At 30.6% G+C, this 25,503-nt stretch carries 22 protein-coding genes; 6 read left to right on the forward strand and 16 right to left on the reverse strand.

Annotated elements, in window-relative coordinates:
* Positions 1-68: 68 nt before the first annotated feature.
* The 14 genes from ACW9UN_RS12000 to fbp all read right to left on the reverse strand — a co-directional run bounded on the left by ACW9UN_RS12000 (position 69) and on the right by fbp (position 14,946).
* A complete protein-coding gene (locus ACW9UN_RS12000; protein WP_459486533.1) occupies positions 69-779 on the reverse strand; it encodes a response regulator transcription factor in 711 nt (236 codons plus the stop codon).
* The gene (locus tag ACW9UN_RS12005; protein WP_459486534.1) at positions 780-2,504 is read right to left on the reverse strand and encodes a sensor histidine kinase; all 1,725 of its coding nucleotides are present in this window, start codon (positions 2,502-2,504) and stop codon (positions 780-782) included.
* A 450-nt stretch (positions 2,505-2,954) separates the two neighbouring features.
* Positions 2,955-3,935: a DUF4837 family protein gene (locus ACW9UN_RS12010; protein ID WP_459486535.1), complete on the reverse strand. Its 981-nt coding sequence runs from the start codon at positions 3,933-3,935 to the stop codon at positions 2,955-2,957.
* 104 nt (positions 3,936-4,039) lie between these two features.
* Positions 4,040-5,350, reverse strand: a complete 1,311-nt coding sequence (locus ACW9UN_RS12015) for a lytic transglycosylase domain-containing protein (protein WP_459486536.1) — start codon at positions 5,348-5,350, stop codon at positions 4,040-4,042.
* 13 nt (positions 5,351-5,363) lie between these two features.
* Positions 5,364-5,591, reverse strand: coding sequence for a hypothetical protein (locus ACW9UN_RS12020; RefSeq protein ID WP_459486537.1), 228 nt, complete (start codon positions 5,589-5,591; stop codon positions 5,364-5,366).
* Between the two features lies 1 nt (position 5,592).
* Positions 5,593-6,354 (reverse strand): exodeoxyribonuclease III, encoded by a 762-nt coding sequence (locus ACW9UN_RS12025; RefSeq protein ID WP_459486538.1) that lies wholly within the window; start codon positions 6,352-6,354, stop codon positions 5,593-5,595.
* A 42-nt stretch (positions 6,355-6,396) separates the two neighbouring features.
* Positions 6,397-6,627 carry a hypothetical protein gene (locus ACW9UN_RS12030; RefSeq protein ID WP_459486539.1) on the reverse strand — a complete coding sequence of 77 codons (231 nt, stop codon included), beginning with the start codon at positions 6,625-6,627 and terminating at the stop codon, positions 6,397-6,399.
* Between the two features lie 58 nt (positions 6,628-6,685).
* On the reverse strand, positions 6,686-6,910 hold the full coding sequence (locus tag ACW9UN_RS12035; protein WP_459486540.1) for a hypothetical protein: 225 nt from the start codon (positions 6,908-6,910) through the stop codon (positions 6,686-6,688).
* 3 nt (positions 6,911-6,913) lie between these two features.
* Positions 6,914-8,719, reverse strand: a complete 1,806-nt coding sequence (locus ACW9UN_RS12040; RefSeq protein ID WP_459486541.1) for an AMP-binding protein — start codon at positions 8,717-8,719, stop codon at positions 6,914-6,916.
* Between the two features lie 11 nt (positions 8,720-8,730).
* Entirely contained in the window at positions 8,731-11,022 is a 2,292-nt protein-coding gene (locus tag ACW9UN_RS12045) for a transglycosylase domain-containing protein (RefSeq protein ID WP_459486542.1), read from the reverse strand.
* A 65-nt stretch (positions 11,023-11,087) separates the two neighbouring features.
* Positions 11,088-11,549, reverse strand: coding sequence for a gliding motility lipoprotein GldH (locus tag ACW9UN_RS12050; RefSeq protein WP_459486543.1), 462 nt, complete (start codon positions 11,547-11,549; stop codon positions 11,088-11,090).
* Between the two features lie 13 nt (positions 11,550-11,562).
* Complete coding sequence (locus tag ACW9UN_RS12055; protein ID WP_459486544.1) at positions 11,563-12,933, reverse strand: PSP1 domain-containing protein; 1,371 nt, start codon at positions 12,931-12,933, stop codon at positions 11,563-11,565.
* Positions 12,934-13,214: 281 nt separating this feature from the next.
* The gene (locus ACW9UN_RS12060) at positions 13,215-13,823 is read right to left on the reverse strand and encodes a superoxide dismutase (protein ID WP_459486545.1); all 609 of its coding nucleotides are present in this window, start codon (positions 13,821-13,823) and stop codon (positions 13,215-13,217) included.
* A gap of 112 nt (positions 13,824-13,935) precedes the next feature.
* Positions 13,936-14,946: a class 1 fructose-bisphosphatase gene (fbp, locus tag ACW9UN_RS12065; protein WP_459486546.1), complete on the reverse strand. Its 1,011-nt coding sequence runs from the start codon at positions 14,944-14,946 to the stop codon at positions 13,936-13,938.
* Between the two features lie 182 nt (positions 14,947-15,128).
* Between fbp and ACW9UN_RS12070 the strand changes: the two genes are divergently transcribed.
* The 5 genes from ACW9UN_RS12070 to ACW9UN_RS12090 all read left to right on the forward strand — a co-directional run bounded on the left by ACW9UN_RS12070 (position 15,129) and on the right by ACW9UN_RS12090 (position 20,941).
* On the forward strand, positions 15,129-15,617 hold the full coding sequence (locus ACW9UN_RS12070) for a GNAT family N-acetyltransferase (protein ID WP_459486547.1): 489 nt from the start codon (positions 15,129-15,131) through the stop codon (positions 15,615-15,617).
* Between the two features lie 136 nt (positions 15,618-15,753).
* Positions 15,754-18,600, forward strand: coding sequence for a DNA polymerase I (gene polA / locus ACW9UN_RS12075; protein WP_459486548.1), 2,847 nt, complete (start codon positions 15,754-15,756; stop codon positions 18,598-18,600).
* A gap of 97 nt (positions 18,601-18,697) precedes the next feature.
* Positions 18,698-19,333 (forward strand): type II toxin-antitoxin system toxin DNA ADP-ribosyl transferase DarT, encoded by a 636-nt coding sequence (darT, locus tag ACW9UN_RS12080; RefSeq protein WP_459486549.1) that lies wholly within the window; start codon positions 18,698-18,700, stop codon positions 19,331-19,333.
* A 1-nt stretch (position 19,334) separates the two neighbouring features.
* Positions 19,335-20,363, forward strand: coding sequence for a type II toxin-antitoxin system antitoxin DNA ADP-ribosyl glycohydrolase DarG (darG, locus tag ACW9UN_RS12085; protein ID WP_459486550.1), 1,029 nt, complete (start codon positions 19,335-19,337; stop codon positions 20,361-20,363).
* Between the two features lie 194 nt (positions 20,364-20,557).
* Positions 20,558-20,941 (forward strand): hypothetical protein, encoded by a 384-nt coding sequence (locus ACW9UN_RS12090; protein WP_459486551.1) that lies wholly within the window; start codon positions 20,558-20,560, stop codon positions 20,939-20,941.
* Positions 20,942-20,944: 3 nt separating this feature from the next.
* Here ACW9UN_RS12090 and ACW9UN_RS12095 read toward each other — a convergent pair whose 3' ends face one another.
* On the reverse strand, positions 20,945-21,478 hold the full coding sequence (locus ACW9UN_RS12095; RefSeq protein ID WP_459486552.1) for a TrmH family RNA methyltransferase: 534 nt from the start codon (positions 21,476-21,478) through the stop codon (positions 20,945-20,947).
* Between the two features lie 160 nt (positions 21,479-21,638).
* On the opposite strand from ACW9UN_RS12095, the gene mutS reads away from it, so the two are divergent.
* Positions 21,639-24,212 (forward strand): DNA mismatch repair protein MutS, encoded by a 2,574-nt coding sequence (gene mutS / locus ACW9UN_RS12100; protein WP_459486567.1) that lies wholly within the window; start codon positions 21,639-21,641, stop codon positions 24,210-24,212.
* A gap of 1 nt (position 24,213) precedes the next feature.
* Here the strand turns inward: mutS and ACW9UN_RS12105 are convergent, their stop codons facing one another.
* A complete protein-coding gene (locus tag ACW9UN_RS12105) occupies positions 24,214-25,500 on the reverse strand; it encodes an Ig-like domain-containing protein (protein WP_459486553.1) in 1,287 nt (428 codons plus the stop codon).
* Positions 25,501-25,503: the final 3 nt, after the last annotated feature.

The raw sequence follows: 25,503 nt of genomic DNA on the forward strand, positions 1-25,503 counted from the left end.
CATATATAAAAAATGATGTGGAACCCCTATTTTTTGTTGTGAGTTTAATTAATGTAATTATCTAAAAACTAAGTATTAGGATTAATTTGAGTTTTAAAATCGTCACTGAATTTCTTAGAAATTTTAAAATACTGTTCTTGAATTTTTACTTGAGAAAAGCTGAATTCTTGTACATATTTTAAATTTATGGCTGTGCTTCTATTAATTTGAATTAATTCTTTGCTTGAAAAATGACTTAAAAATTTGGAAAGAGGAAAACGGATGAGTTGTTTTTGTTGTTTTAAATGATGTATATTTAAGTAAACATTTTCTGCTTGAACAAAAACGATTTCGCTCTTATTAATTTGATATATTTTAGAACCAATAGTGATAGCCACTATGTTACTAACCGCCTTTTTAATGGTTTTAAAATAAAAATTTATCGCAGAAAGTAAGGTGTATTTATTTATTGGCTTATTTAGGTAAGCTAAAGGTTTTAAGAGCATCAACTTCTCTAACGTTTTTTCATCGTTATAAGAAGTTAGAAAAATAAATGGAATTTGTATGTTTTCATTGATAAAATTGGCAATGTCTATACCAGATTTAGCTCCATTAATATTAATGTCTAACAAAGCAATATCTATAGGATACTTTTTAAAATTACGAACTGCATCTTTATAATTGGTTGTAATAATTACGTCTGAATATCCATTTTCTAAAAGATTTTTTTTGACTTGCATTGCGAGTAAAACTTCGTCTTCTACGATTAAAATTCTTTCTTTTCCTTGATTTTTAGTCATTTATTTTTTTATAATTAAAGAAATAAAATAATTGAACTCATTTTGTTTAAAATCTCCCGACAATTGTTCTACCATACTTTGGATAATGGTTATACCCAATGAAGACGGTTTTTTGAGGTTATGAAAAATAATACCATTGTCTTTATAATCGATTGTAATGGTATTTTTATTTTTGATTAATTGAACATCAATACTCAATTGCTCTTTAGGTTTAGCATGCTCAATACTGTTAGATATTAATTCATTTAAGATAATACCAATGGGCAATGCAGTATCTATATTTACTTTTATATCCTCTTTTAAATTCAAATTTATTACAGGACTCTTAACTGCAATATTTTGTAACCCATCAGAAATCTTTTCTATATATTTTTTTAAATTATAAGATTTACCTTTTATATGCTTTTCATCATACATAAATTGCTCATGAGCAATGAAAATTGTATTTATTCTTTTTTGTAAGTTTTTAAACTTGTTTTGGTATTTAATATCATCTAAATCATCGGCTTGAAACTCTATTAATGCAAGTATTAAGGCTAAATTATTTTTTACGCGATGATTGAGCTCTTGTATTAAAAACGTTTTTTCTTTCACAGTTTTTTCTAGCTGAATCGCATCATTTTCTATAATTAATTTTTGCTTGACGATTTGTTTTTTTGTTCTATATGACTGCAATAAAAAAGCCAAAAGTATAAATGCTAGTGCAAGGATTAATAGAATATTTTTACTTAATGTTTTATTTTCATCAATAACTTGCTGATTTTGAATTTTCTCTTTTTTAAGTTCAAAATTTAACGTTTGCTCGTTAATTTTTATGGCTTTCAGATTAAAATTATGTTGTTTCTTGTAATTTATAGCTTCTTTATAAAAATATAAAGCAGAATCCATTTGTTTTTGCACTTCAAAAACCTCACTTTTTTTTAAATAACTAGCAGATTTAACTTCGAAATAGTTGGTGTTTTTAATATGGTGATACGCGGAATCTATGTATGTATTAGCAAGCGCCTCCTCACCTAATTCTTTGTAGTTTTTACTGAGATTTAGGTATAAATAGGTAACGCTTATTTTATTGTTCAACTTTTTGCCAAGTACAATGGCTGCATTAAATAATTGTTCCGACTTCTTATAGTTTTTTGTGTAGGAATTATAAAATGCCTGCAAAACATCGGCTTCTGAGCTGCTATAATAATCGTTCTGTTTATCTGCAAATTGCTGTGCTTTTAAGGCTAATTGATATGATTTTTCTCTTTCTTCTTGGACACGATACCAAGAGGCTAACCTTATGAGCCATGTTGCATAATATTTATTTTTTACTCTTTTGCTATTGTTGATATACCCTTGCGCTAAATTAAGCTCTTGTAGTGATTTTGAAAAATCTGGTAGAACTTCATAAATAAGTGCCCTTACTAAAATTAATCTTGTGAGTTGATATTCTGACAAAAGGTTTTGTGATAAAATTTCATTGGAAAGTTCTAGACCATCGTCTATTAAACCAACATCTACAAGCTCCTGTACTTTAATTACTTTTAAATTTTCTATTTGAACAGGGCTATAATTATAGGGATTGTATAATAAAACCAAGTTTATAGCTTCTAATAATTCCTTAGATTGGTGGTTTAAAAGCAGATTTTCAGCTTTATTATAAAATATATCATAATTACTTGACTGGGTAAAACTACAAATTGAAATAAGGATTAATATCGGTAAAATAAAAAATCTGAGCATAACTAAATTATTTTACAATTGGATAATCCCTTGTCTTACTTTTTTTGAAAAGGTCAAAAAAAAACATTGTAGATAGAAATAATCTACATCTTAAACAGAACGTAACAAACTTATATTTAAAAGTTTATCTGTAATATGCAAAAATAGACTAATTAAAAATTTATTAGTTCATAAAAAAGTGTTTTTAATCAAAAAAGCGCTTGTTTTCCTTGTATTTGAAAATTATATTATCATAACAATTTTGTTTCATAAACCATAAAATACACTATTGGCATAATTTTTTGGTGTCTTTTTAAAATTTTACTGTTACAAACGCTTGAACGATGTATTTATTCATTCAAAAACTAAAAATCGGTTTTTTTTAGCTTAATTCTAGGATAAAATAGTTGTTACTCAAAACTAGGTTTTGTTATCAAAATAGCTGTTTTTTTTAATATTGCAAATCAAAAATCACTCTATCTTCATCGACTTCGCGATAGCTTCTAGCTCAAATAAAAATGCTCTTTTACTAACTGAAGGTGCATACGTAAATCCTTCAAAAACAATTAATCTGTTTTTCTTTTCATCAATAATTGTATAATTTAAAAATGGCCCAGCCATAAAATCGTCTTTTACTTCCCATTTTCCACGAGTTTCATACGCTTTTCTACCATCAATTTCGGCATCAAAAGTAAATGGTGTGTAAGCTTTTTCTGTAATCATATACATGCCTTCTTTAGAACCAGGTATGTATTTTTTACCAATTTTATTTCTAATGGCTACAATACTATCAGAAACCGTTTCTTTATCTTCTAAAGGTACAGCATACACCAAAATATTATTGCTACCCGATTTTGCAATTCCGCTTGTTAAATGGTTACGTAGCCATAAAAATTCTCCAGTATCATCAACCGTTCTAAATTTATCTGGAATGATTAGCGATAAGCCTAAATTTTGTATGGTTTTAAACTGATTTTCATCTAGTTTCTCTTTTTTGAAGATGTTTTGTGTGAACTCAATATCTGCATCTAAAAATATTCTTCGAATTTCGTTTTTACGATCTTGCAGTATTTTTATGATACTTGCATCATCTTTAGCTTGTACATAAACAATAGTTTGTGGTCTGGCATACACATTTTTTTTCACTGAAAAATTTTCGGTTTCTCCTTCAGAAATAATTAAAATATTTCTGCTAGATTTCATCATAGAACTATATCCATTAGGTGCTACTTGCGAAACAGATAAAATAGGCTCGCTTTGTGGCAAACCAACTTGTAGCTCCCCAAAAGAGTTTCTTATTTCTTTACCAACATCTCCTGTCCAGTCGCTTATTTTAGCAACTACCATTACTTTGTTAATTTTACCTATAGATTCTCTCAAAATCATTTTGTCATTTCCTACACAAGAGGTTAACAAAATGGTAAGTGTTAGAATTGAAAATATTTTTTTCATAAAGTTGATGTGTTTTGGGTTAGTTCTTACTTTAAACCTACCAAATATTGTTCCATTTTTACTTTTATTATTAGATAAATTAAATTTTTATCTATTTTAAAAAACTATCGTATTCTTTTCGGGTAAATATACAATCGTTGTCCTATTTTTAAATTACTAGTTCTTAAACCATTCCAGCGCTTTATACTGCTTACTCGTACTCCAAATTTATTGGCAATTTTACCTAAATAATCACCACTTTTTACCTTGTAACGAATACGTTTATCCATTTCAAAATATTTAGGTAATGGCTTTTCTCTTTTTGCATCTATAGAATCTGCTAAGGCATACAACTGTTTTTCTTTATCTAAAAAATCGATAATTTTATTGCTTGGTAATCGCAAAGCATAATCTCTATTTTTTACAAACGGAATAATATCGAGTTTATAGGACGGATTTAAAAACGTAAGTACATCTTCATCGACATTGATGGTCTTAGAAATTTGACCAAAGGTAACTGTTCTTTTTACACGAACTGTATCTGTTTGAAATTCGAAAAACTTTGGTATATCTGAATAAATATTGTGCTCTTTTGCATAGTTAAAAATATACATTGTAGCATAAAAAGCAGGTACATAACCTGCTGTTTCTCTTGGTAAATATGGTCTTATATTCCAATAATTGGTAAAACCACCTGAACGTTTTATGGCTTTAGAAACGTTTCCTGGGCCTGAATTGTAGGCAGCCAAAGCCAAATCCCAATCACCAAAAATACTATATAACTGACTTAAATATTTACATGCAGCAATGGTTGCTTTTACAGGATCGTGCCTCTCATCTACATAAGAGCTTACTTTTAAACCAAATTGTTTTCCTGTGCCATACATAAATTGCCACAAACCAGAAGCACCAACACCGGATCTTGCTTTTGGTCTTAATGCAGATTCTACAATGGCCAAGTATTTCATTTCTAAAGGAATATCGTATTGATCTAAATACTGCTCAAACATCGGAAAGTAGTACTTTGCTTTTGCCATTAATGCAGGATAATATTTTTTACGATATTTTAAATAGCCATTTATGACTTTTTCTAATGCAGGATTAAAGGCGAGATTAAAAGGTGTAGTTTCATTCAAATCTGCCAAGCGTACTTTTAGTAAATCTGAGGTTACTGCTTGAATTGTGTTGCCTATTAGATCTTTATCATCAATAACGTATTCTAAAGTATCCACTAAGGGTGAATTGAACTTTTCATCTACCAATAAACTATCTATGAGTTTTAAATCATCATCTGTAAAAAATTCTTTTTTTAAGGTTTTTTTTATGGAATCTTTAGCGATAAATAAAGTATCAATTTTTGGTATGAGGATACTATCTGTTTTTTCTTGAGAAAAAAATGAGGTGCTAATCAATAAAAATAATACAATGTTTTTCATGCTAAATAATGGGCTATTTCTCTTTTAGCGCAAAGAAATAATAAATAACATAAAACCAACTAAAAATACCATGAAGAATTGCCAATAAAATAGATTCATTTCTACTCCAAGAAATTACCACTGCTATTACAGATCCTAATCCTATTCCGTTTTTAACTACAGTGTTTTGTGTTTGCGAATGCGCAAAAGCATCCACATATATTAATACTAAAAATAATAGTGTTAAATATATCTTTTTCATTTTATAAATTTAATTCTAAAGCAATTGGGCAGTGATCTGAATGTTTGGCTTCTGGCAAAATATAAGCTCTCGCTATTTTTTCTTTTAAAGGTGATGAAACCATGGCATAATCTAATCGCCAACCTTTGTTATTGGCTCTTGCATTGGCTCTATAACTCCACCAAGAATATTCTTGTTTTTCAGGATTTAGGTATCTAAAACTGTCTATAAATCCACTTTGGATAAATGCTCCAATCCAAGTTCTTTCTTCAGGTAAAAATCCAGAAACACCTTTCATTTTTGGGTTGTGAATGTCTATTTCTTCATGACAAATATTATAATCGCCACAAATTACCAAATTCGGAATTTCTTGTTTTAAATTGTTGATGTATTCTTGAAATTCATCCATATAATTTAGCTTAAAATTCAATCGATCTAAATTGGTTCCTGAAGGTAAGTATAAACTCATAACAGATACTTCATCAAAATCTACACGAAGGTTTCTACCCTCAAAATCCATAGTTTCGATTCCTGTTCCATACTCAATATGTTTCGGTTTTTCTTTGCACAAAATAGCCACAGAAGAATAGCCTTTTTTTTGTGCCGAAAACCAATAATGGTATGGATAACCCGCATTTTCAAACGCTTCTAAATCTAATTGTTCCTTATGCGCTTTCGTTTCTTGAATGCAAATTACATCTGGTTTTGCAGCTTGCAACCAATCTAAAAAACCTTTTTTTAATGCTGCTCTAATTCCGTTTACGTTGTATGATATTATTTTCATTAAGCTCCTTTTAATTTCCCCAAAAGGGGAAACACTTTTGTGTTATAATTTTTTATTAATTACTTTTTTAAAAAACAACCATTTTATTTGCTCTTCTTCTCCATGATTTTTATCTACTATTTTAATTTTTGGAGATAAAATATAAGCAAGTGAAATATTTATAACAATAGTATAAACATTAGGCTCGTACCCCAATATTGTATAGGTGATAAACCCAAAGAGAATTATTAAAACAGGAAAAAGAAAAGGCACAATATTTTTTAAGTTTTTCATCTGTTCGTATGTTTTTTTTTATGAAACATCAGTTTTCACAAGATACTCAAAATTTAACTCAATTTAAAATAATTGGTTTCTTCAAAAAAAGGCAAGTAATTTGAGTTTTCTCTCCTGTTTGTGTTTGTACTTTCTTTTTTCTTGGTGATAACACAAAAGCTAACGTAATTGAAAACACCGTTCTTAACATACCGTTTTCAATTCCTGAAATGTACATAACGTAATACATCACTAAAAATAGCATTACAAAAATTAGTCTTGGATATTTTACAATATTTTTCATCGTTTAACTTTTATAAGTATCTCTTAATTTACGTCTCATTATTTTGTTAGATGCTGTTCTTGGTAACACGCTAATTTTAACTAAATCTACAACTTTAAATAACGGATTTAGCTCTGTTTTTACAATTTTTTGAGCTGCCTTTAATCTATCATCATTAGGTATAGCATCTCTTTTATCAACATAAAACACCACTAATTTTGCTGGCCCACCATCTTTAGGTGCAACTGCAATTGCTGCAGATTCTAACACAAAATCTAACTGATTAATGGCTTCTTCTATTTGAGTTGCACTTACTTTAATTCCGCCTAAATTCATAGCATCATCAACTCTCCCTAAAATTTTGAAGTAGTCATTTTCTAGCAGCTTTAACTCATCTCCATGTCTTCTTAACGTTTGATGATATTTAGGAGTATCATCATAATAAATTTTCTGATGATTTTTATTCAACAACTCTGTTGAAAGCCCCATTATTGGCGGAATTAAAAATACTTCTCCTGTATTGGTTTCTTGATGATTTTCATCCAACAACACAAAATCACTCCCCAAAGCTTTTGTAGAAAACGTACTTGGTATATTTTCTTGAACAACTGTACTTGTAACGTAACCTCCACCAATTTCTGTACCTCCACAATATTCTATCACAGGTTTGTTATTGGCTAAATGCATTAAATATTCCATTTCTGTGGGATTGGAAACTTCACCTGTAGAACTGTAGTTTTTAATGGCATTCCAATTATAAGATTCCATACAAGCTGAATTTTTCCAATGTTTTACAATACTCGGAATTACACCCAACATGGTAACTTTTCCATTTTGAACAAATTCTCCAAAATCTGCACCTAAAGGCGCATCATAATACAATCCAATAGCTGCTTTATTGACTAAAGCTGCAAAAATTAACCAAGGCCCCATCATCCAACCTAAATTTGTAGGCCAACAAACCACATCATTTTTTTGTATATTTTGATGATACAATCCGTCTGACGCTGCTTTTATTGCAGTAGTATGATTCCAAGGAATTGCTTTAGGCTCTCCAGTTGTACCCGATGAAAAAAGTACGGTAATACAGTTTTGTGGTGTTTGTTTTACTGATGTAAAGTTGGTGTTTTCTGATAAAAAATCATCCCAAAAAACGTCTTGATTTCTTAATTCAAAATCTTTGTTTTTGATGGTTTTTATAGCGATAATTTTATCTGCATTTGCTTCTACAACTTTATCATATAATGGAAATGTTTTATTAGCTCTAACTAAAAAATCTTGAGTAAAAACAACTTTTGGTTGTGTTAAATCTAACCTTACTTTTATTTCTTTGGTTGTAAAGCTATCTACAATAGTTGCCACTTTTACGCCTGCTTTTATGGCAGCCAAATAAATAGCTACACATTCTAAGGTCATTGGTAAATCTATGGCAATAGTATCCCCTTTTTTTACATTTATATTTGGAAAACTATTGGCTATTTTATTTACGAGCTTTTCTAACTCTTTTTGAGTTACTTTTTGAACTTTTTCGTTGGGTTTTTGAAAAACGATTGCAGTTGCATTATCCTCATTTTGAAAACAAGAATCTATAATATTTAGCTTAGCACCAAATAACCATTTTGCTTGAGTAACACCACCATCAATATTTAAAATTTGGTCGTATTTTTTATCTTGAATGATGTTTAAAGACTCCACTGTTTCTTCCCAAAAAGTTTCTTTATTTTTTACAGACCAAGTCCATAAATCTTTATAAGCAGAAAATTGATGCTTTTGCATCAACTTTCCAATATTAGATGTTTTTATATGTTCTTTAGGGGGTATCCAAGTCATAAAAAATACTTTTAAAAATCGGTTTCATCCTCTACAGGAACAATTGCTTTTTTCTCTTTTCCTTCCTCTTCTTCTTCAATTTTTTCTCCACAATCTACTCGAATAGATAAATTTTCTGGTTTTTCAAATTCATCTTGACTAACATTTAAAGTTTTATCTGCATAACATTTCTTCATAAATAAAGCCCAAGTAGGTAAAGACATTGAAGCTCCTTGACCCAATCTAATACCTGCAAAATGTGTGGCTCTGTCTTCACCACCTGTCCAAACTCCGGTTGCTAAATTAGGTACAATTCCCATAAACCAACCATCTGATTGATTTTGTGTTGTACCCGTTTTTCCTGCAATTTCGTTTTCAAATTCGTAAGGAAAACCTGTAACTGCTTTTCCTCCAGAAGTCCATTTTGAGCGCAAACGAATTCCAGAACCAGAAGTTGTAACCCCTTGCAATAAATTTAAGATTACATAAGCAGATTCTTCACTTAAAACCTCTTCAGTTTTGGGTACAAAATCTTTTAAAACGGTTCCGTTTTTATCTTCAATTCTGGTAATAATCATTGGTTTTACACGCAGTCCTTTATTGGCAAAGGTACTGTATGCACTTACCATTTCGTATAAAGATAAATCTACTGCACCTAAAGCTATAGAAGGATTTGGTTTAATTTCAGTTTCTATTCCAGCAGCTTTTGCCAAACGCACTACATTAGTTGGTGATACTTGATCTATTAAATTCGCTGTAACTACGTTTGTAGAAGTTGCTAAAGCATCCCTTAAACTTAACATTCCACCATATTTATCATTCGAGTTTTTTGGTGTCCATTCTTCAGGAATACCATATTTACCTTTTGGAATTGTATATGGTGTATTTGGTAATACATCGCAAGGAGATTTTCTTAATTGGTTGATTGCAGTTGCGTACACAAATGGCTTAAACGTAGAACCTACTTGTCTTTTTTGTTGTGCTACAGCATCATACTTAAAATGCTTGTTATTGATACCTCCCACCCAAGCCTTGATGTGGCCAGTTTGTGGTTCTATGGATAGTAACCCTGAACGTAAAAACGATTTATAATATTTGATAGAATCGTTTGGAGACATTATGGTATCTATATTTCCTTTCCAAGAAAAGACTTTCATTTTGGTTTTTTTCTTGAAGATTTCATCAATTTCTTTAGATGATTTTCCTGCAATTTTTAATCGTTTGTATCGTTCTGAATTTCTTTTAGCTCTATTTAAAATTCCTTTGATTTGACTTTTTTCTAAATCGTAAAAAGGTGCTGTTTTATTATTTTTTTGTTCTTTAAAAAAATACGATTGCAAATTAGCCATGTGTTCTGAGATAGCTTCTTCTGCATATTGTTGCATTCTAGAATCTATAGTTACATAAATTTTTAAACCATCACTAAAAATATCATATTGTTCTCCATTTGGTTTTGGGTTGTTTTTTACCCAAGTACGCATCACCTTTTGTAAATGTGTTCTAAAATAAGTTGCGTAACCTTCATCATGACTTTCTGGAGTATAATTAATACCTAAATCAAGCTGTTGTAAATCTAGTTTTTCTCTTTCAGTGATAAATCCATTTTTAGTCATCTGCAATAAAACAACATTTCTTCTTTGTTTTACTTTAGCTTCTCTTCGTAAAGGATTAAAATACGATGAGTTTTTTAACATCCCTACTAACATGGCAGATTCATGAATTTCCAACTCTTTAGGTTCTTTGCCAAAATAAATTCTTGCTGCAGAACGAATACCTACTGCCTGATTTAAAAAGTCGTACTTATTTAAATACATGGCTATAATTTCATTCTTTGTGTATTGCCTCTCTAACTTTGTAGCAACCACCCATTCTTTCATTTTTTGACCTATCCTTTTAAAGATATTTCTAGAAGCTCTTCCTGTAAACAACATTTTTGCCAATTGCTGCGTAATTGTACTTGCACCTCCACTTCCTGGTTTTAAAACGGCTCTTGCTGTACCTCTGTAATCTATACCAGAATGTTCATAAAAACGTTCATCTTCTGTGGCTACTAAGGCATTTACCAAATTTTGTGGTAATTCATTATATTTTACAGGAGTTCTATTTTCTTTAGCATATTTACCAATAGTAACACCATCTGCAGATATGACTTCTGTGGCTAAATTAGTTTGTGGATTTTCTAATTCTTCAAAAGTAGGTAGCGCACCTAACCCCCCTGAAGCAGCTATGTAAAACAGTAAAATCAAAATTAATAATCCACTTAATAGAATACCCCAAAACCATAAAAGGTATTTTCTATAACTTGTTGTTTGTTTCTTTGCCATAATAAAAACTTCTTCTCAAATTTTTTGAGATTTCATTAATTTATATTGCCTGTAAAAACAGGAATCTATTCTATTTTTTCTATGCTAAAACCTACATCTTGCAATCCTTCTACAAAAGGAATTGGCTCTACAGCTCCATTTTTACGCATTGCTTGACGAATGTTAAACACATATTTTCCTGATTCTGGAAAAATCTTTTCTTCTTTATAAAATAATTTATTTTCTTTGATATCTGTAAACCCTTCTCCTAAATATTTCCCAGATTTATCTGCCATTCGATACTCTAAAGTATCAATAATTTTATTCCCATTTGGAAATTTAAGTTCAGTTATTACAAACAAATTACTAAATGAGTACTCTTTATTGTTTCTAATATTTATAAACAAGTTTTTGGGTGATATTGTATCAGTAACCTCAAACTCAAATGAGATATTCGTATTCGCTTCCCAAGAAGCATTTGGTAGCGATTTGTATTTCGTAAACTCAATCGAATCACTACATGAAATAACCCCTAAACACACTATCAAAAAAACAACTTTTTTATTTTTTTGAAGGCCTATTTTTAGTATTCGATACATTTCTATTAGTATTTGAATTGTTTCGTTTAGAATTCGTTTTTCTGGGAGAATTAGAATTCTGTTGATTATTGTTTGCCGGTTTTCTTCTAGTATTTTGCTTTGGTTTTGGCTTTCTTTTTTGTTGTGGTTTTTGCTGATTTTTTTGAGTATTGTCTTCAGCCTGAGTTACAGCTGCAACTGGTTTTTTTCTCCTCTTATTTCTATTATTTCTTCTTCTTTTACTTGTTTTAGGTGCATCAAAACGAGTTAAACTGTCTTGCCCTACTGCATCTTCAAAATCTACTTTAATAGCTACTTCTACATCAGACTCATACTCTTCTAACGACATAGATTTCTCGTTATTTTTATTCAAGTCGATAATTTCTTGAACTTGATCTAACGTTAATCGAAACCATTTAAAACGCTCTTCTTTATAGGTATACCATAGGTGCTTTTTAAAAATATCCATCTTTACAAAAACAGCATCTCCTTTTTCGGTTTTTAATACCACATCTTGTTTTGGGAAAGATTTTAGCGCATCTAAATACGTATCTAACTCAAAGTTTAAACAACATTTTAATTTTCCACATTGCCCAGCTAACTTTAAAGGATTTAAAGACAATTGTTGGTAACGTGCTGCTGATGTGGTTACTTTTCTAAAATCTGTTAACCAAGTAGAACAACATAATTCTCTACCACAAGAACCTACACCACCCAATCTTGCTGCTTCTTGCCTTGCACCAACTTGTTTCATTTCTACACGAATGGAAAATGCACTTGCCAAATCTCTTATCAATTGTCTAAAATCTACTCTTGCATCAGCGGTATAATAGAACGTAGCTTTATTTCCATCACCTTGAAACTCAACATCAGAGAGTTTCATTTTTAAGCCTAATTTGCCTAAAATTTCTCTACCTCTTCTTTGTGTTTCTTCTTCTCTACCTCTGGCTTGTTGCCAAATATCTATATCTTTTTGAGTGGCTTTTCTGTATATTTTCTTAACATCTTCGTGGTTTTCGGTAATTTTTCGCTTTTTCATTTGCACTTTTACCAATTCACCAGCTAAAGAAATTGTACCAATATCATGACCTGGAGCACCTTCAACTGCAATAATATCTCCCATTGTTAAGGGTAAATTATCTACATTTTTATAAAAATGCTTTCTTCCATTTTTAAAACGTACTTCGAAAATATTAAATCGTTCTTGACCACTAGGTAGTGTCATATTAGAAAGCCAATCAAAAACTGCTAGTTTTTCACTACCACTTCCGCAAGTTCCTGTACCACAATTTCCATTACTTTTACAACCTCTTGGTACTCCATTTTCTGTTGTACCACAACTTCCACATGCCATAAGTAAAATAATATATTTTTATTCGTTTTTAGAATTTAAGTAATTTGTATCAAGTAAAATTGATTCAAAAAACCATTTCTAGAAAACTTTTAAGATTCATAAATGTTGATTATCAAACGGATAGAAAACTATAATTTGATAATGACTAATCAGTAAATATATGAAATCTAAACGAGTCAAAAAAGGTAAATTTTTGAGTAACTCCATTACTCTATTTTTTAGAGCAATAAAAAAGCATCCCGTAAAAGGATGCTTTAAAAGTAATACTAGTTTGTACGAAATTATTTCGCTGCTGCATATCTTTTTTCAACTTCGTTCCAGTTGATTACTTTAAAGAAAGCATCAATATAATCTGGTCTTCTATTTTGGTAATTTAAATAATAAGCGTGTTCCCAAACGTCTAGTCCTAAGATTGGAGTTCCTCCACAAGTAACACCTGGCATTAATGGGTTATCTTGATTTGGAGTAGAACACACCTCTACTTTTCCTCCTGGAAGTACACATAACCAAGCCCAACCAGAACCAAATTGTGTAGCTGCAGCTTTAGAAAAAGCATCTATAAAAGCATCTTTTGAACCAAAAGCAGCTTCAATAGCATCTTTTAACTCTCCAGACAAATACCCTCTTCCTTCAGGATTCATAACTGTCCAAAATAATGAGTGATTGTAGAATCCACCCCCATTATTTCTTACTGCAGCATTACTCATATCTAAATTAGCAAGAATATCTTCGATTGATTTTCCTTCTAAATCAGTATCTGCAATTGCTGCATTTAATTTTGTAGTATATCCATTGTGGTGCTTTGTATGGTGAATCTCCATAGTTCTTGCATCTATATGTGGTTCTAACGCGTCGTAAGCATATCCTAATTCTGGTAATTCAAAAGCCATAATTGTTATAATTTTTTTTGATTAATAAATTTTTGTGTAACAAATTTAAATGTTTATTAGGCATTACCCAAAACATTAGCGTTTTGTTAACTTATACTGCTATAAGCAACATTTATTCGCCAAAGGTTTGCATAAACTCAGAAACTTTTTTCACCATATTTTTACTTCCACAAACAAAGGGCACACGTTCATGCAATTCTGTAGGTTCAATTTCCATAATTCTTCTTGTTCCATCAGTAGCTAAGCCTCCAGCTTGTTCCGCTAAAAAAGCCATTGGACTACATTCGTATAACAATCTTAATTTTCCTTTCGGATTCTTAGATCCTTTTGGGTACATGTAAATACCACCTTTAATCATATTTCTATGAAAATCAGAAACCAAAGACCCAATATATCTGCTTGTATATGGTCTATCTCCTTCTTCTGCTTGGCAGTACTTTATATACATTTTAATTCCAGCAGGAAAATCTAAATAGTTTCCTTCATTTACAGAATATATTTTTCCGTCCTCTGGAAATTTTATGTTTGGGTGTGACAAGTACCAACTTCCTAATGCAGGGTTTAATGTAAAACCATTTACACCATTTCCTGTTGTGTACACCAACATTGTAGAAGTTCCGTACACAATATAACCCGCTGCAACTTGCTTATCTCCAGACTGTAAAAAATCTTCAATTTTTACAGGGGTTCCAACTTCGGTAACTCTTCTAAAAATAGAAAAAATTGTACCTACAGATACATTTACATCAATATTAGAAGAACCGTCTAAAGGATCCATTAAAACTACATACTTATTTTGATGATTTTTATCTTGGCTGTTAATAATGATAAAATCATCTTCTTCTTCACTTGCAATTCCGCAAACTATATTTCTATTTCTAATGGTTTCAATAAACACATCATTTGCCAACACATCTAACTTTTGTTGGTCCTCTCCTTGTATATTAGTGTCTCCAGCTGCACCTGTAATATCAACTAAACCCGCTTTATTTACTTCGTGATTTACTACTTTACCTGCTAAACGAATAGAGTTTAATAATCTTGATAGTTCTCCAGAGGAATATTTAAAATCATTTTGATTTTCAATTATAAATTCTCCTAAAGTCTGATTTTTTTTTGCCATAATTATAAAAAGTTGATGTGTACAAAGATGCAATATTTTATAATCTACGACAACGTTTTCGTAAAAATCATTTGGTAATTTTTTTATGTTATTTTTAACAAATCAAAAATAAATGTTCAAAAAAATCCTTTTTTTTCAGAAATGTTCAAAACTACTATATTTACATTCCAAAACGTATTGTCATGAAATTTAAAATTAGAGAAGGAAATAAAGAAGATATGCCATCTGTCTTAGATTTAATTAACGAATTGGCCATTTTTGAAAAAGAACCAGATGCCGTAGAAATTACAGTAAACGATTTGATTAATGATGGGTTTTCTGATCATCCAAAATTTAAAATATTTGTTGCAGAACAAGAAGATGCAATCATAGGTATTGCGCTTTTTTACGAGCGCTATTCTACATGGAAAGGAAAAACCATTCATTTAGAAGATTTAATTGTTACTAAAAGCAAACAAAAAATAGGAGCTGGTAAAGCGTTATACACTGCCGTTTTAAAATATGCGTATGACAACAATTTTAATAGAGTTGCTTGGGAAGTAATTGATTGGAATACAAACGCAATTAATTTTTATAAAAGCACAGGTGCAACGTATTTAAACGACTGGTCTGTAGTACAGATGAATAAAGAAAACTTGGCAAAGTTTATTAAGAATAGTGAAGTTTTATAAACAGAATTTATGACAAGCTAATATGGGGGTTTAAAAATCAATTTATCTAAAGATTAATCAAACTGATAAAAACCATTTCAAGTTTCTTAGGAATCATAAGTTTTTGTAGTTTTATCTTTTTACAATTAAAGATAAAATGGCAGACCAAAAAAGACTTTTTCTTGTTGATGCATATGCATTAATTTTTCGTGGATATTATGCTTTTATAAAGAACCCAAGAATTAATTCGAAAGGATTAGATACTTCTGCAATAATGGGTTTTATGAACTCGCTACTAGATGTTATAAAACGCGAAAGACCAGACCACTTGGCTGTTTGTTTTGACAAAGGAGGCAGTGTAGATCGTGTAGAAATGTTCGAAGCTTACAAAGCCAACAGAGATGAAACGCCAGAGGCAATTCGTTTGGCTGTTCCTTACATTTATGAGATTTTGAAAGCAATGCATATCCCAATTATGGTAAAAGAGGGGTTTGAAGCTGATGATGTAATTGGTACACTTTCTAAACAAGCCGAAAAAGAAGGTTACAAAACCTATATGGTTACGCCTGATAAGGATTTTGCTCAACTCGTTTCAGAAAATATTTTTATGTACAAACCTCGTTTTGGAGGTGGTTATGATATTTGGGGTGTACCTGAAGTGCAAGCTAAATTCGGAGTAGAAAAACCTGAGCAAGTTATCGATTATTTAGGGATGATGGGCGATTCTGCTGACAACATTCCTGGTTTGCCTGGAGTTGGCGAAAAAACAGCTAAAAAGTTCTTGACACAATTTGGCTCTATGGAAGGTTTGTTAGCCAACACAGATCAACTAAAAGGAAAAATGAAAGAAAAGGTAGAAGCAAATGGCGAATTGGGTTTGCTTTCTAAAAAATTGGCAACCATTATGCTAGATGTACCTGTTACTTTTGATGCTACTGATTTTACCTTAGATGAACCTGATAAAGAAAAGGTAACCGAAATTTTTAACGATTTAGAATTTAGAAATCTACTTACTAATTTCTTACGAACTTTTACTGATGAAAATGCAGTAAAAACAAATGCAACAGAAAACTCGTCAACTCAAGAATCAAAACCATCAACCAAAAACCAACAAAAAACTTTAGAAGGTCAATTCGATTTATTTGCGGCTCCAGGAACAGGAAGTATTACTCAAGAAGAAGTAGCTTCTGGTTTTAAAACCATTGCAACTACCAATCATTTTTATCAGCATATAAATACGCCATTATCAAGAAAATTGTTGCTGCAAAAATTAATGCAACAACCTTCGGTTTGTTTTGATACAGAAACTACAGGTTTAAAAGCACTTGAAGTTGAGTTAATCGGAATTGCTTTTTCCTACGAAAAAGGCAAAGGATATTATGTTTCATTTCCAGAAAATCAAGAAGAAACCAAATCAATTTTAGAAGAATTTAGACCATTTTTTGAAAGTGATATTGAGAAAGTTGGTCATAATTTAAAATATGATATAAAGGTCTTATCCAATTACAAAATGCCTGTAAAAGGTAAATTGTTTGATACCATGATTGCGCATTATTTGATCAATCCAGATATGAGGCATAATATGGATGTTTTAGCTGAAACGTATTTAAATTATCAACCCGTTTCAATTACAGAATTAATTGGTAAAAAAGGAAAAAATCAACTTTCTATGCGAGTTGTACCCATCAAAGATCAAACAGAATATGCTGTTGAAGATGCAGATATTACTCATCAATTAAAACAATATTTTACATCAGAATTAGAGTCTGGCAACGTTACAAAACTCTTCAATGAAGTAGAAATTCCGCTAGTTTCTGTGCTAACAGCAATGGAAATTGAAGGCATTAATGTAAACACTGAGTTTTTACAAGAATTATCTGCCGCGTTAACCGAAGACATCAACAAACTCGAAAAAAGTATTTACGAACAAGCAGGAGAAGAGTTTAATATTGCTTCTCCAAAACAATTGGGTATTGTATTGTTCGAAAACATGAAGTTGGTAGATAAGCCTAAAAAAACAAAAAAAGGACAATATAAAACAGGCGAAGATATTTTATCTTTCTTGGCAAAAGACCACAAAATAATTAGAGATATTCAAGAATATCGTCAATATAAAAAATTACAAAGCACCTATGTTGATGCCTTGCCCAACGAAATCAACCCAAAAACAGGCAGAATTCATACACAATATATGCAAGCTGTTGCTGCAACAGGTAGATTGAGTTCTAACAATCCGAATTTGCAGAACATCCCAATTAGAACAGAAAGAGGTAGAGAAGTGCGTAAAGCATTTGTTCCTAAAAGTAACGATTATGTGTTGTTGGCCGCTGATTATAGCCAAATAGAATTGCGAATTATTGCTGCTTTAAGTGAAGAAGAAAATATGATAAATGCCTTTAAAAATGGCGAAGATATTCACGCTTCTACTGCTGCAAAAGTGTTTAACGTGCCTTTAGATGAAGTGACTCGCGAACAAAGAAGTAATGCAAAAACCGTTAATTTCGGAATTATTTATGGAGTTTCTGCATTTGGTTTAAGCAACCAAACCAACTTATCTAGAGGAGAAGCCAAAGAATTGATTGATACGTATTATGAAACGTATCCAAAATTAAAAGCTTACATGTCTGCACAAGTAGATTTTGCAAGAGAACATGGGTATGTAGAAACGGTTTTAAACAGACGTCGTTATTTAAAAGACATCAATTCTAGAAATGCAATGGTAAGATCTGGTGCAGAACGAAATGCGGTAAATGCGCCAATACAAGGTTCTGCTGCTGATATTATAAAACTGGCAATGATTAATATTCACAACCGATTTGAAAAAGAAGGTTTTAAATCTAAAATGTTATTACAAGTACATGATGAATTGGTTTTTGATGCACATAAAGACGAACTTAAAATCATAGAACCCATTATAAAACACGAAATGGAAAACGCCTTTAAAATGAGTGTTCCTTTAGATGTTGAAGTTGGTTTGGGTTATAATTGGTTGGAGGCGCATTAATTTGGTTTATCTCTAAACTTATATTATATTATGTTTTTTTTATATATCATAAAAACATTAAAAATAATTTATAAACCGTTTACTTTTACTATAACAAATGGAAAAACCTGATACAGTATACTTGTATCGAATTATGCATATTGATAATTTAGATTTTATATTAAAGTCTAAAACCATTTGTTGTCCAAATTTAAAAAAGAGTGACCCAGATTTTATTGGGATTGGGGATAACTCTTTAATTGAAAGTAGAAAATCAAAACAAATACCAATAAAACCAAAAGGAGATTTTTCAAATTATGTTTCTTTTTATTTTGGAGCAAGATCTCCAATGCTTTACAATATTCAGAAAGGATACAATAACGTTACAAAACGAAAACCTGAAGATATTATATATTTAGTTACTAGCTTTAAAACTGTCAAAGAAAATAAATTAGCATTTGTTTTTACAGATGGTCATGGTTATCATAACCTTTCTCAATTTTTTAATGAAGAAAAATTTTTAAAAGAAGTTGATTGGAAGACAGTAAACCTTGTCAGGTGGAATGATACAGAAAGCGACCCTGATAGAAAAAGAAAGAAGCAAGCAGAGTTTCTAATTCACAAAGAGGTTCCTTTTTCAATGATAAAAGGAATTGTTACTTATAATGAAAATGCTAAAACAAAAATTTTAACTAAACTTGCCGAAAATAATATTAATTGCAATGTAATTGTTAAATCAAATTATTATTACTAAAATGATAAAATTTACTAAAGGAAATATACTTAATGCTGATGTTGACGCCCTAGTTAATACAGTAAATACAGTTGGAGTAATGGGTAAAGGTATTGCACTTGCATTTAAAAAAGCTTTTCCTTTAAACTATAAGTTATATAAAGAAGTATGTGACAAAAAAGAATTTTCAGTTGGAAATATGTTTACAACTAATACTGGACAACTAAACCCAAAGTTTATTATAAACTTTCCAACCAAAGAACATTGGAGAGGTCGTTCAAAAATTGAGTTCATTGAAAACGGGATGAAAAAACTTGTTGAAACAATAAAGACTAATGAAATAAAATCAATAGCTATTCCACCTTTAGGATGTGGAAATGGAGGTTTACAATGGAATATTGTTAAACCTATAATACTTAAAGAACTAAAAAATATAGATAAAAATATTGAAGTTATTATTTATGAACCTGGATTCAATAACCAAACAATAATTAAAAAGAAAGAAGTTTCTTTAACACCAGCAAGAGCAATGCTTCTTTGTGCATTAAAGGACTATCAAGTACTAGGTTATTCAATAAACTTATTGGTTACGCAAAAAATAGCTTATTTTCTCCAAAGAGTTGGAGAACCTTTAAACTTACAATATGAAAAAGGACACTATGGTCCGTATTCCAATAGATTACAGCATTTACTAAAATACTTGAATGGTTATTATTTAAACTTTAAACCCGAAGAAACCAAGCCAAGTTCTTTAGTTACTATTAATCATTTTGAAAAAGTAGTTAATTATACTCAAAAAAAGTTAGATAACAATCAACTTGAAAGGTTAAAAAAAGTAAAAAAATTACTTGAAGGATTTGAATCTCCATATGGTTTAGAATTACTTGCAACAGTTGATTATATTTCTCAAAACGAAAATATTAAAAATACAGATGAAATTGTAGATAAAATTGGACAATGGACGCAACGAAAAAAAGATATTATGAAGCCATTCCATATAAAAGTAGCTCACAATAGATTAAAAGAATATTACAGTCAAAAATGGTTGTAATAAATGCAGTTTTACATTTATTCTAAATTTAGAGCGTGAAACTTCAGAAAACAGTAGAGTTAAGTAAATAAAACAGATTGTCGCTACAATGACACGACAATTAAGAATAAATTTAGGAGTTAGTTTAAAAAGAAAATCTAGTAGGAATAATTCAGTTTTTTGATATTAATTCTCTTAAAATCTGCGAATTCAAAATGAAACTAGATTACATAGAAAACTATAATGAACTCGATGAAAATATAGTTCGTTTGTTTGATTTTGATAAAGCAGAAGCTATCAAACTTAGAGATCTTTTGGTAGACGTTGTTATCAACAAAAAACAAAAATTAGATTTAGCACAAGTCGATTTTATGGAACTTATAAATTGTAATTTAATATTCGGTTTGTTTAAAACAGATGAAGGAATTTTAACCAAAGACAATCAAACTTTTTTCTGTATTTTAACTTTAAAAGGTTTTGAAAATATGGTAAAATTAATTGAACCGTTTTGCAAAAAAGAAGTTAGAAGTTATCAATATTTATATGATATAGATAATCCTACAGAATTGCTGTTTTCTCCTTCTGCTGGTATGGTTTAAAAACTATAAACTATTCATTTTCGTAAACAAATCCCAAATTACAACTCCAGTAGTTACAGAAATATTTAAAGAATGTTTGGTGCCTAATTGCGGAATTTCAATACAAAAATCACTGGCATTTACCACTTCTTGTTGCACGCCTTTTACTTCATTACCCATTACAATGGCATATTTCTGATCTTTTATTGGATAAAAAGTATCTAATTTTGTCGAGTTTTCAGCTTGTTCAATGGCCAAAACTTTAACTTTTGAATCTTGTAAATTTTGAACTACTGAAAGTGTACTTTCAGCATATTCCCAATCTACAGATTCTGTAGCACCCAAAGCCGTTTTATGAATATCTTTGTTTGGCGGAGTTGCACAAATACCACACAAATAGATTTTTTCAATCAAAAAAGCATCACTAGTTCTAAACACAGAACCAATATTATTTAAACTTCTAATGTTGTCTAAAACCACAATAATTGGTGTTTTTTCAACGGCTTTAAATTCATCAACCGAAATTCTACCTAACTCGTTATTTTTTAATTTCCTCATAAATTTAGCTGTTGGCTTTTAGCTTTTAGCTTTTTGTTAGTTTGGTGTGAAAACTAATAGCTAAGAGCTAAAGGCTAAAGTCTTTTTTTTATCTTCGCAAAACTAATTGAAAATTTCCAAAAACTTGGCAAAACAGAAAGCGAAAAAGGTAACTCCTTTAATGAAACAGTACAATACTATCAAGAACAAATATCCTGATGCTATGTTGCTTTTTCGTGTTGGAGATTTCTACGAAACTTTTGGAGATGATGCTAAAAAAGCAGCTCAAGTTTTAGGCATTACACTTACAAAACGTGGTGCAGGTTCAGATTCAGAAACGGCTTTGGCTGGTTTTCCTCATCATTCTTTAAATACCTATTTACCAAAGTTGGTAAAAGCAGGAATGCGTGTTGCCATTTGCGATCAGTTAGAAGACCCAAAAATGACCAAAACCATTGTAAAACGTGGAGTTACAGAATTGGTTACGCCTGGTGTTTCTTTAAATGATGAAGTTTTACAAAGCAAAAGCAACAACTTTTTAGCGGCTGTTCATTTTGATAAAAAACAACTCGGAATTTCATTTTTGGATGTTTCTACAGGTGAATATTTAGTTGCTCAAGGAACATCAGAATATATTGATAAACTACTGCAAAATTTTAGTCCAAGTGAGGTTTTAGTTCAGAAACAAAACAAGCAAAAATTCTTAGAACTTTTTGAAAACAGGTATTATACGTTTTATTTAGATGATTGGGTTTTTCAAAAAGAATATGCCAATGAAACTTTACAAAATCATTTTGAAGTAAAAACGCTTAAAGGTTTTGGTGTTCAAGATTTAAAAAACGGAATTATTGCTGCTGGTGCTGTCTTGTATTATTTATCTGAAACACAACATAATCAATTAAAACACATTCAAAATATCAGCAGAATTGCTGAAGATAACTATGTTTGGATGGATCGTTTTACAGTTCGTAATTTAGAATTGTACAATCCAAATTCTGTAAATGCAGTTACGCTTTTAGATGTAATTGATAAAACCATTTCACCTATGGGTGGAAGATTGTTAAAACGTTGGTTGGCTTTGCCTTTAAAAAATATTGATGAAATTAAAAATCGTCATGAATTGGTCAAATTTTTTATAGATTCTGATGAATTTTCGCAAACTGTAACCTATCAATTAAAACAAATTTCTGATTTAGAAAGACTCATTTCTAAAGTAGCAACTGGTAAAGCTTCACCAAGAGAAATTGTATTGTTAAAAGATTCTCTAAAAGCAATTTTACCGATAAAAATTGAAGCTGAAAAGAGTAAAAATAAAGCTGTTCAAAATTTAGGAAAACAACTCCATACTTGTAAAGATTTAATCACAAAAATTTCTGAAACCTTGTTTGATGATGCTCCTGTAAACATCAATAAAGGAAACGCAATTGCCAACAATGTACATCAAGAATTAGATGATTTACGTGCAATTTCATCATCAGGAAAACAGTTTTTAGATGAACTATTAGCGCGTGAAACTGAAGCTACAGGAATTACAAGTTTAAAAATTGCGTTTAACAATGTGTTTGGCTATTACATAGAGGTTAGAAACACACATAAAGACAAAGTTCCTGAACAATGGATTAGAAAACAGACCTTAGTTTCTGCTGAACGATACATTACTGAAGAACTAAAAGAATACGAAACCAAAATTTTAGGAGCAGAGGAAAAAATTGCCAAATTAGAGCAAGAAATTTTCTCAAAACTGTTGCAATACATCATTCAGTTTGTTGATGTTGTACAAGAAAATGCACAAATTATTGCAAAAATAGATTGTTTATTGTCTTTTTCTGTATTGGCTGTAGATAATAATTACGTTCGTCCTATTATGGATGAAAGCACAGATTTAGACATTAAAAATGGTAGACATCCTGTAATTGAAAAACAACTTCCTATTGATCAAACCTATATTGCTAATGATGTTGTTTTAAACAGGAATCAGCAACAAATTATTATGATTACTGGGCCAAACATGTCTGGTAAATCTGCCATTTTACGTCAAACTGCTTTGATTGTTTTACTAGCTCAAATGGGTAGTTATGTTCCTGCACAAAATGCTAAAATTGGGATTGTTGATAAGATTTTTACCAGAGTTGGTGCTAGTGATAATATTTCTATGGGAGAATCTACGTTTATGGTAGAAATGAACGAAACTGCATCGATCTTAAATAACGTTTCTGAGCGCAGTTTAATTCTGTTAGATGAAATTGGTAGAGGAACCTCTACTTATGATGGAATATCGATTGCTTGGGCCATTTCTGAGTTCTTGCACGAACATCCATCAAAAGCAAAAACATTATTTGCCACACATTATCACGAATTGAATGAAATGACCACGACTTTTGAGCGCATTAAAAACTTTAATGTGTCTGTAAAAGAACTAGAAGACAACATTATTTTCTTACGTAAATTGGTTGCTGGAGGCTCTAATCATAGTTTTGGAATTCACGTAGCCAAACTAGCTGGAATGCCAAATATGGTAATTCATAGAGCCAATAAAATATTGAAAAAACTAGAAGAAAATAATAAAAATGCTGAAGTTAAAGATGTTTTAAAACAAACTCAAGAAGAAGAAATGCAACTCAGCTTTTTTCAGTTAGATGATCCTTTGTTAGAAAATATTAGAGAAGAAATTTTGGCTACAAATATTGATACATTAACACCAATTGAAGCTTTAATGAAATTGAATGAAATTAAGCGAATGTTGGTAAAAAAGTAATTTACTTATCTTCTAACTTCCAAGTTCTTACCCAGTCGATTCGCATTGTGTTAATAGAATTATTTGATAAATCACTTTTTGGAGGTAAACCTCCTAACCAACCTGCTTCATTTGTCCAAACATCAAAAATAATTTCTAATTCTCTTGTAAAAAAACGATCTTCATGATAAGTTCCATCCAAATGTTCACCAACTACAACACTTCCTGCTGGTTCACCATCTAAGTAAAATTGAATATTTTTTTCATCTTTCCACCAAACTCCATAAGTGTGGTATTCTTCATTCCAACCTTTAGTTTTTAAGGGATTTGTGTCAGATAAATCCGAACGTAAAAAATTACCTTTATTTCTAATTTCTTTAGGAGTTTTATTATTGTCTGCGTGAAAGTATTGTGAGTTCATCTGTTCTGGAAAATTATCTGCAGTACAATTTGTACAAGATGGATTTGAGTTGTTTTCTATAATATCGATTTCATCTCTAAAAATACCACCACCACCTTCACCTTTATTCAACCAATACGTATTATAAGCCGAAATGTGTGCAGTTCTAATTCTTGCTTCTGTATACATTGGATATCCTGTTTCAGCTTTAGAGTGGATTCTAGCAGTTTGAAACCATCTACCATCTGCATTACTTTCGTTTAATGTAGCTTTAATCCAAAGATTACCATCTGCAACACCAGAATTTTCATCTGATTTCGACATAAAAACAGGCACTCCGTAATTCCAAGTAGATTTAAACCATTTAGAACCATCCCAAGCATCAAACTCATCTGACATTGTTTCTAATTTTACCCATTTTTTATCTTCTGGAGTTGTATCTTCAATAGAAGTAAATGATGGGAAATCTGGGTCTATATTTAGAAAAGCAGATTCAGTTGGTACAAATTTGTTTACCGTAATTGTTACAGTTGCTGTTGCTTTATCTCCATCTTTATCAGACAATTGGTAAGTAAAACCATCTTCGCCATAAAAATCTGAATTTGGCACATATTCAAAAACACCATCGCTTATTTCTGTTAAAGTACCTTGATTAGTTGTTGTGCTAATACTGTAATTATCAGCATCTCCTCCATCATTTCCTAAAGTATCATTTTTGCTAACATCAATCTGGTTTACTGTACCAGCTGTACTATTTTCTTCTACAATTAAAATATCGTTTTCTGCAGTTGGTGTGTCATTTTGTGTAATAACTTCTTCTGCTTCTGTTGTATCTGAACTACCACAGTTCATTAAAAATATCGATAAAAAAGCGACTATAATTAAATTCTTGTATACTAATATTTGCATTTT

This window comes from Polaribacter litoreus (genome assembly GCF_054584775.1).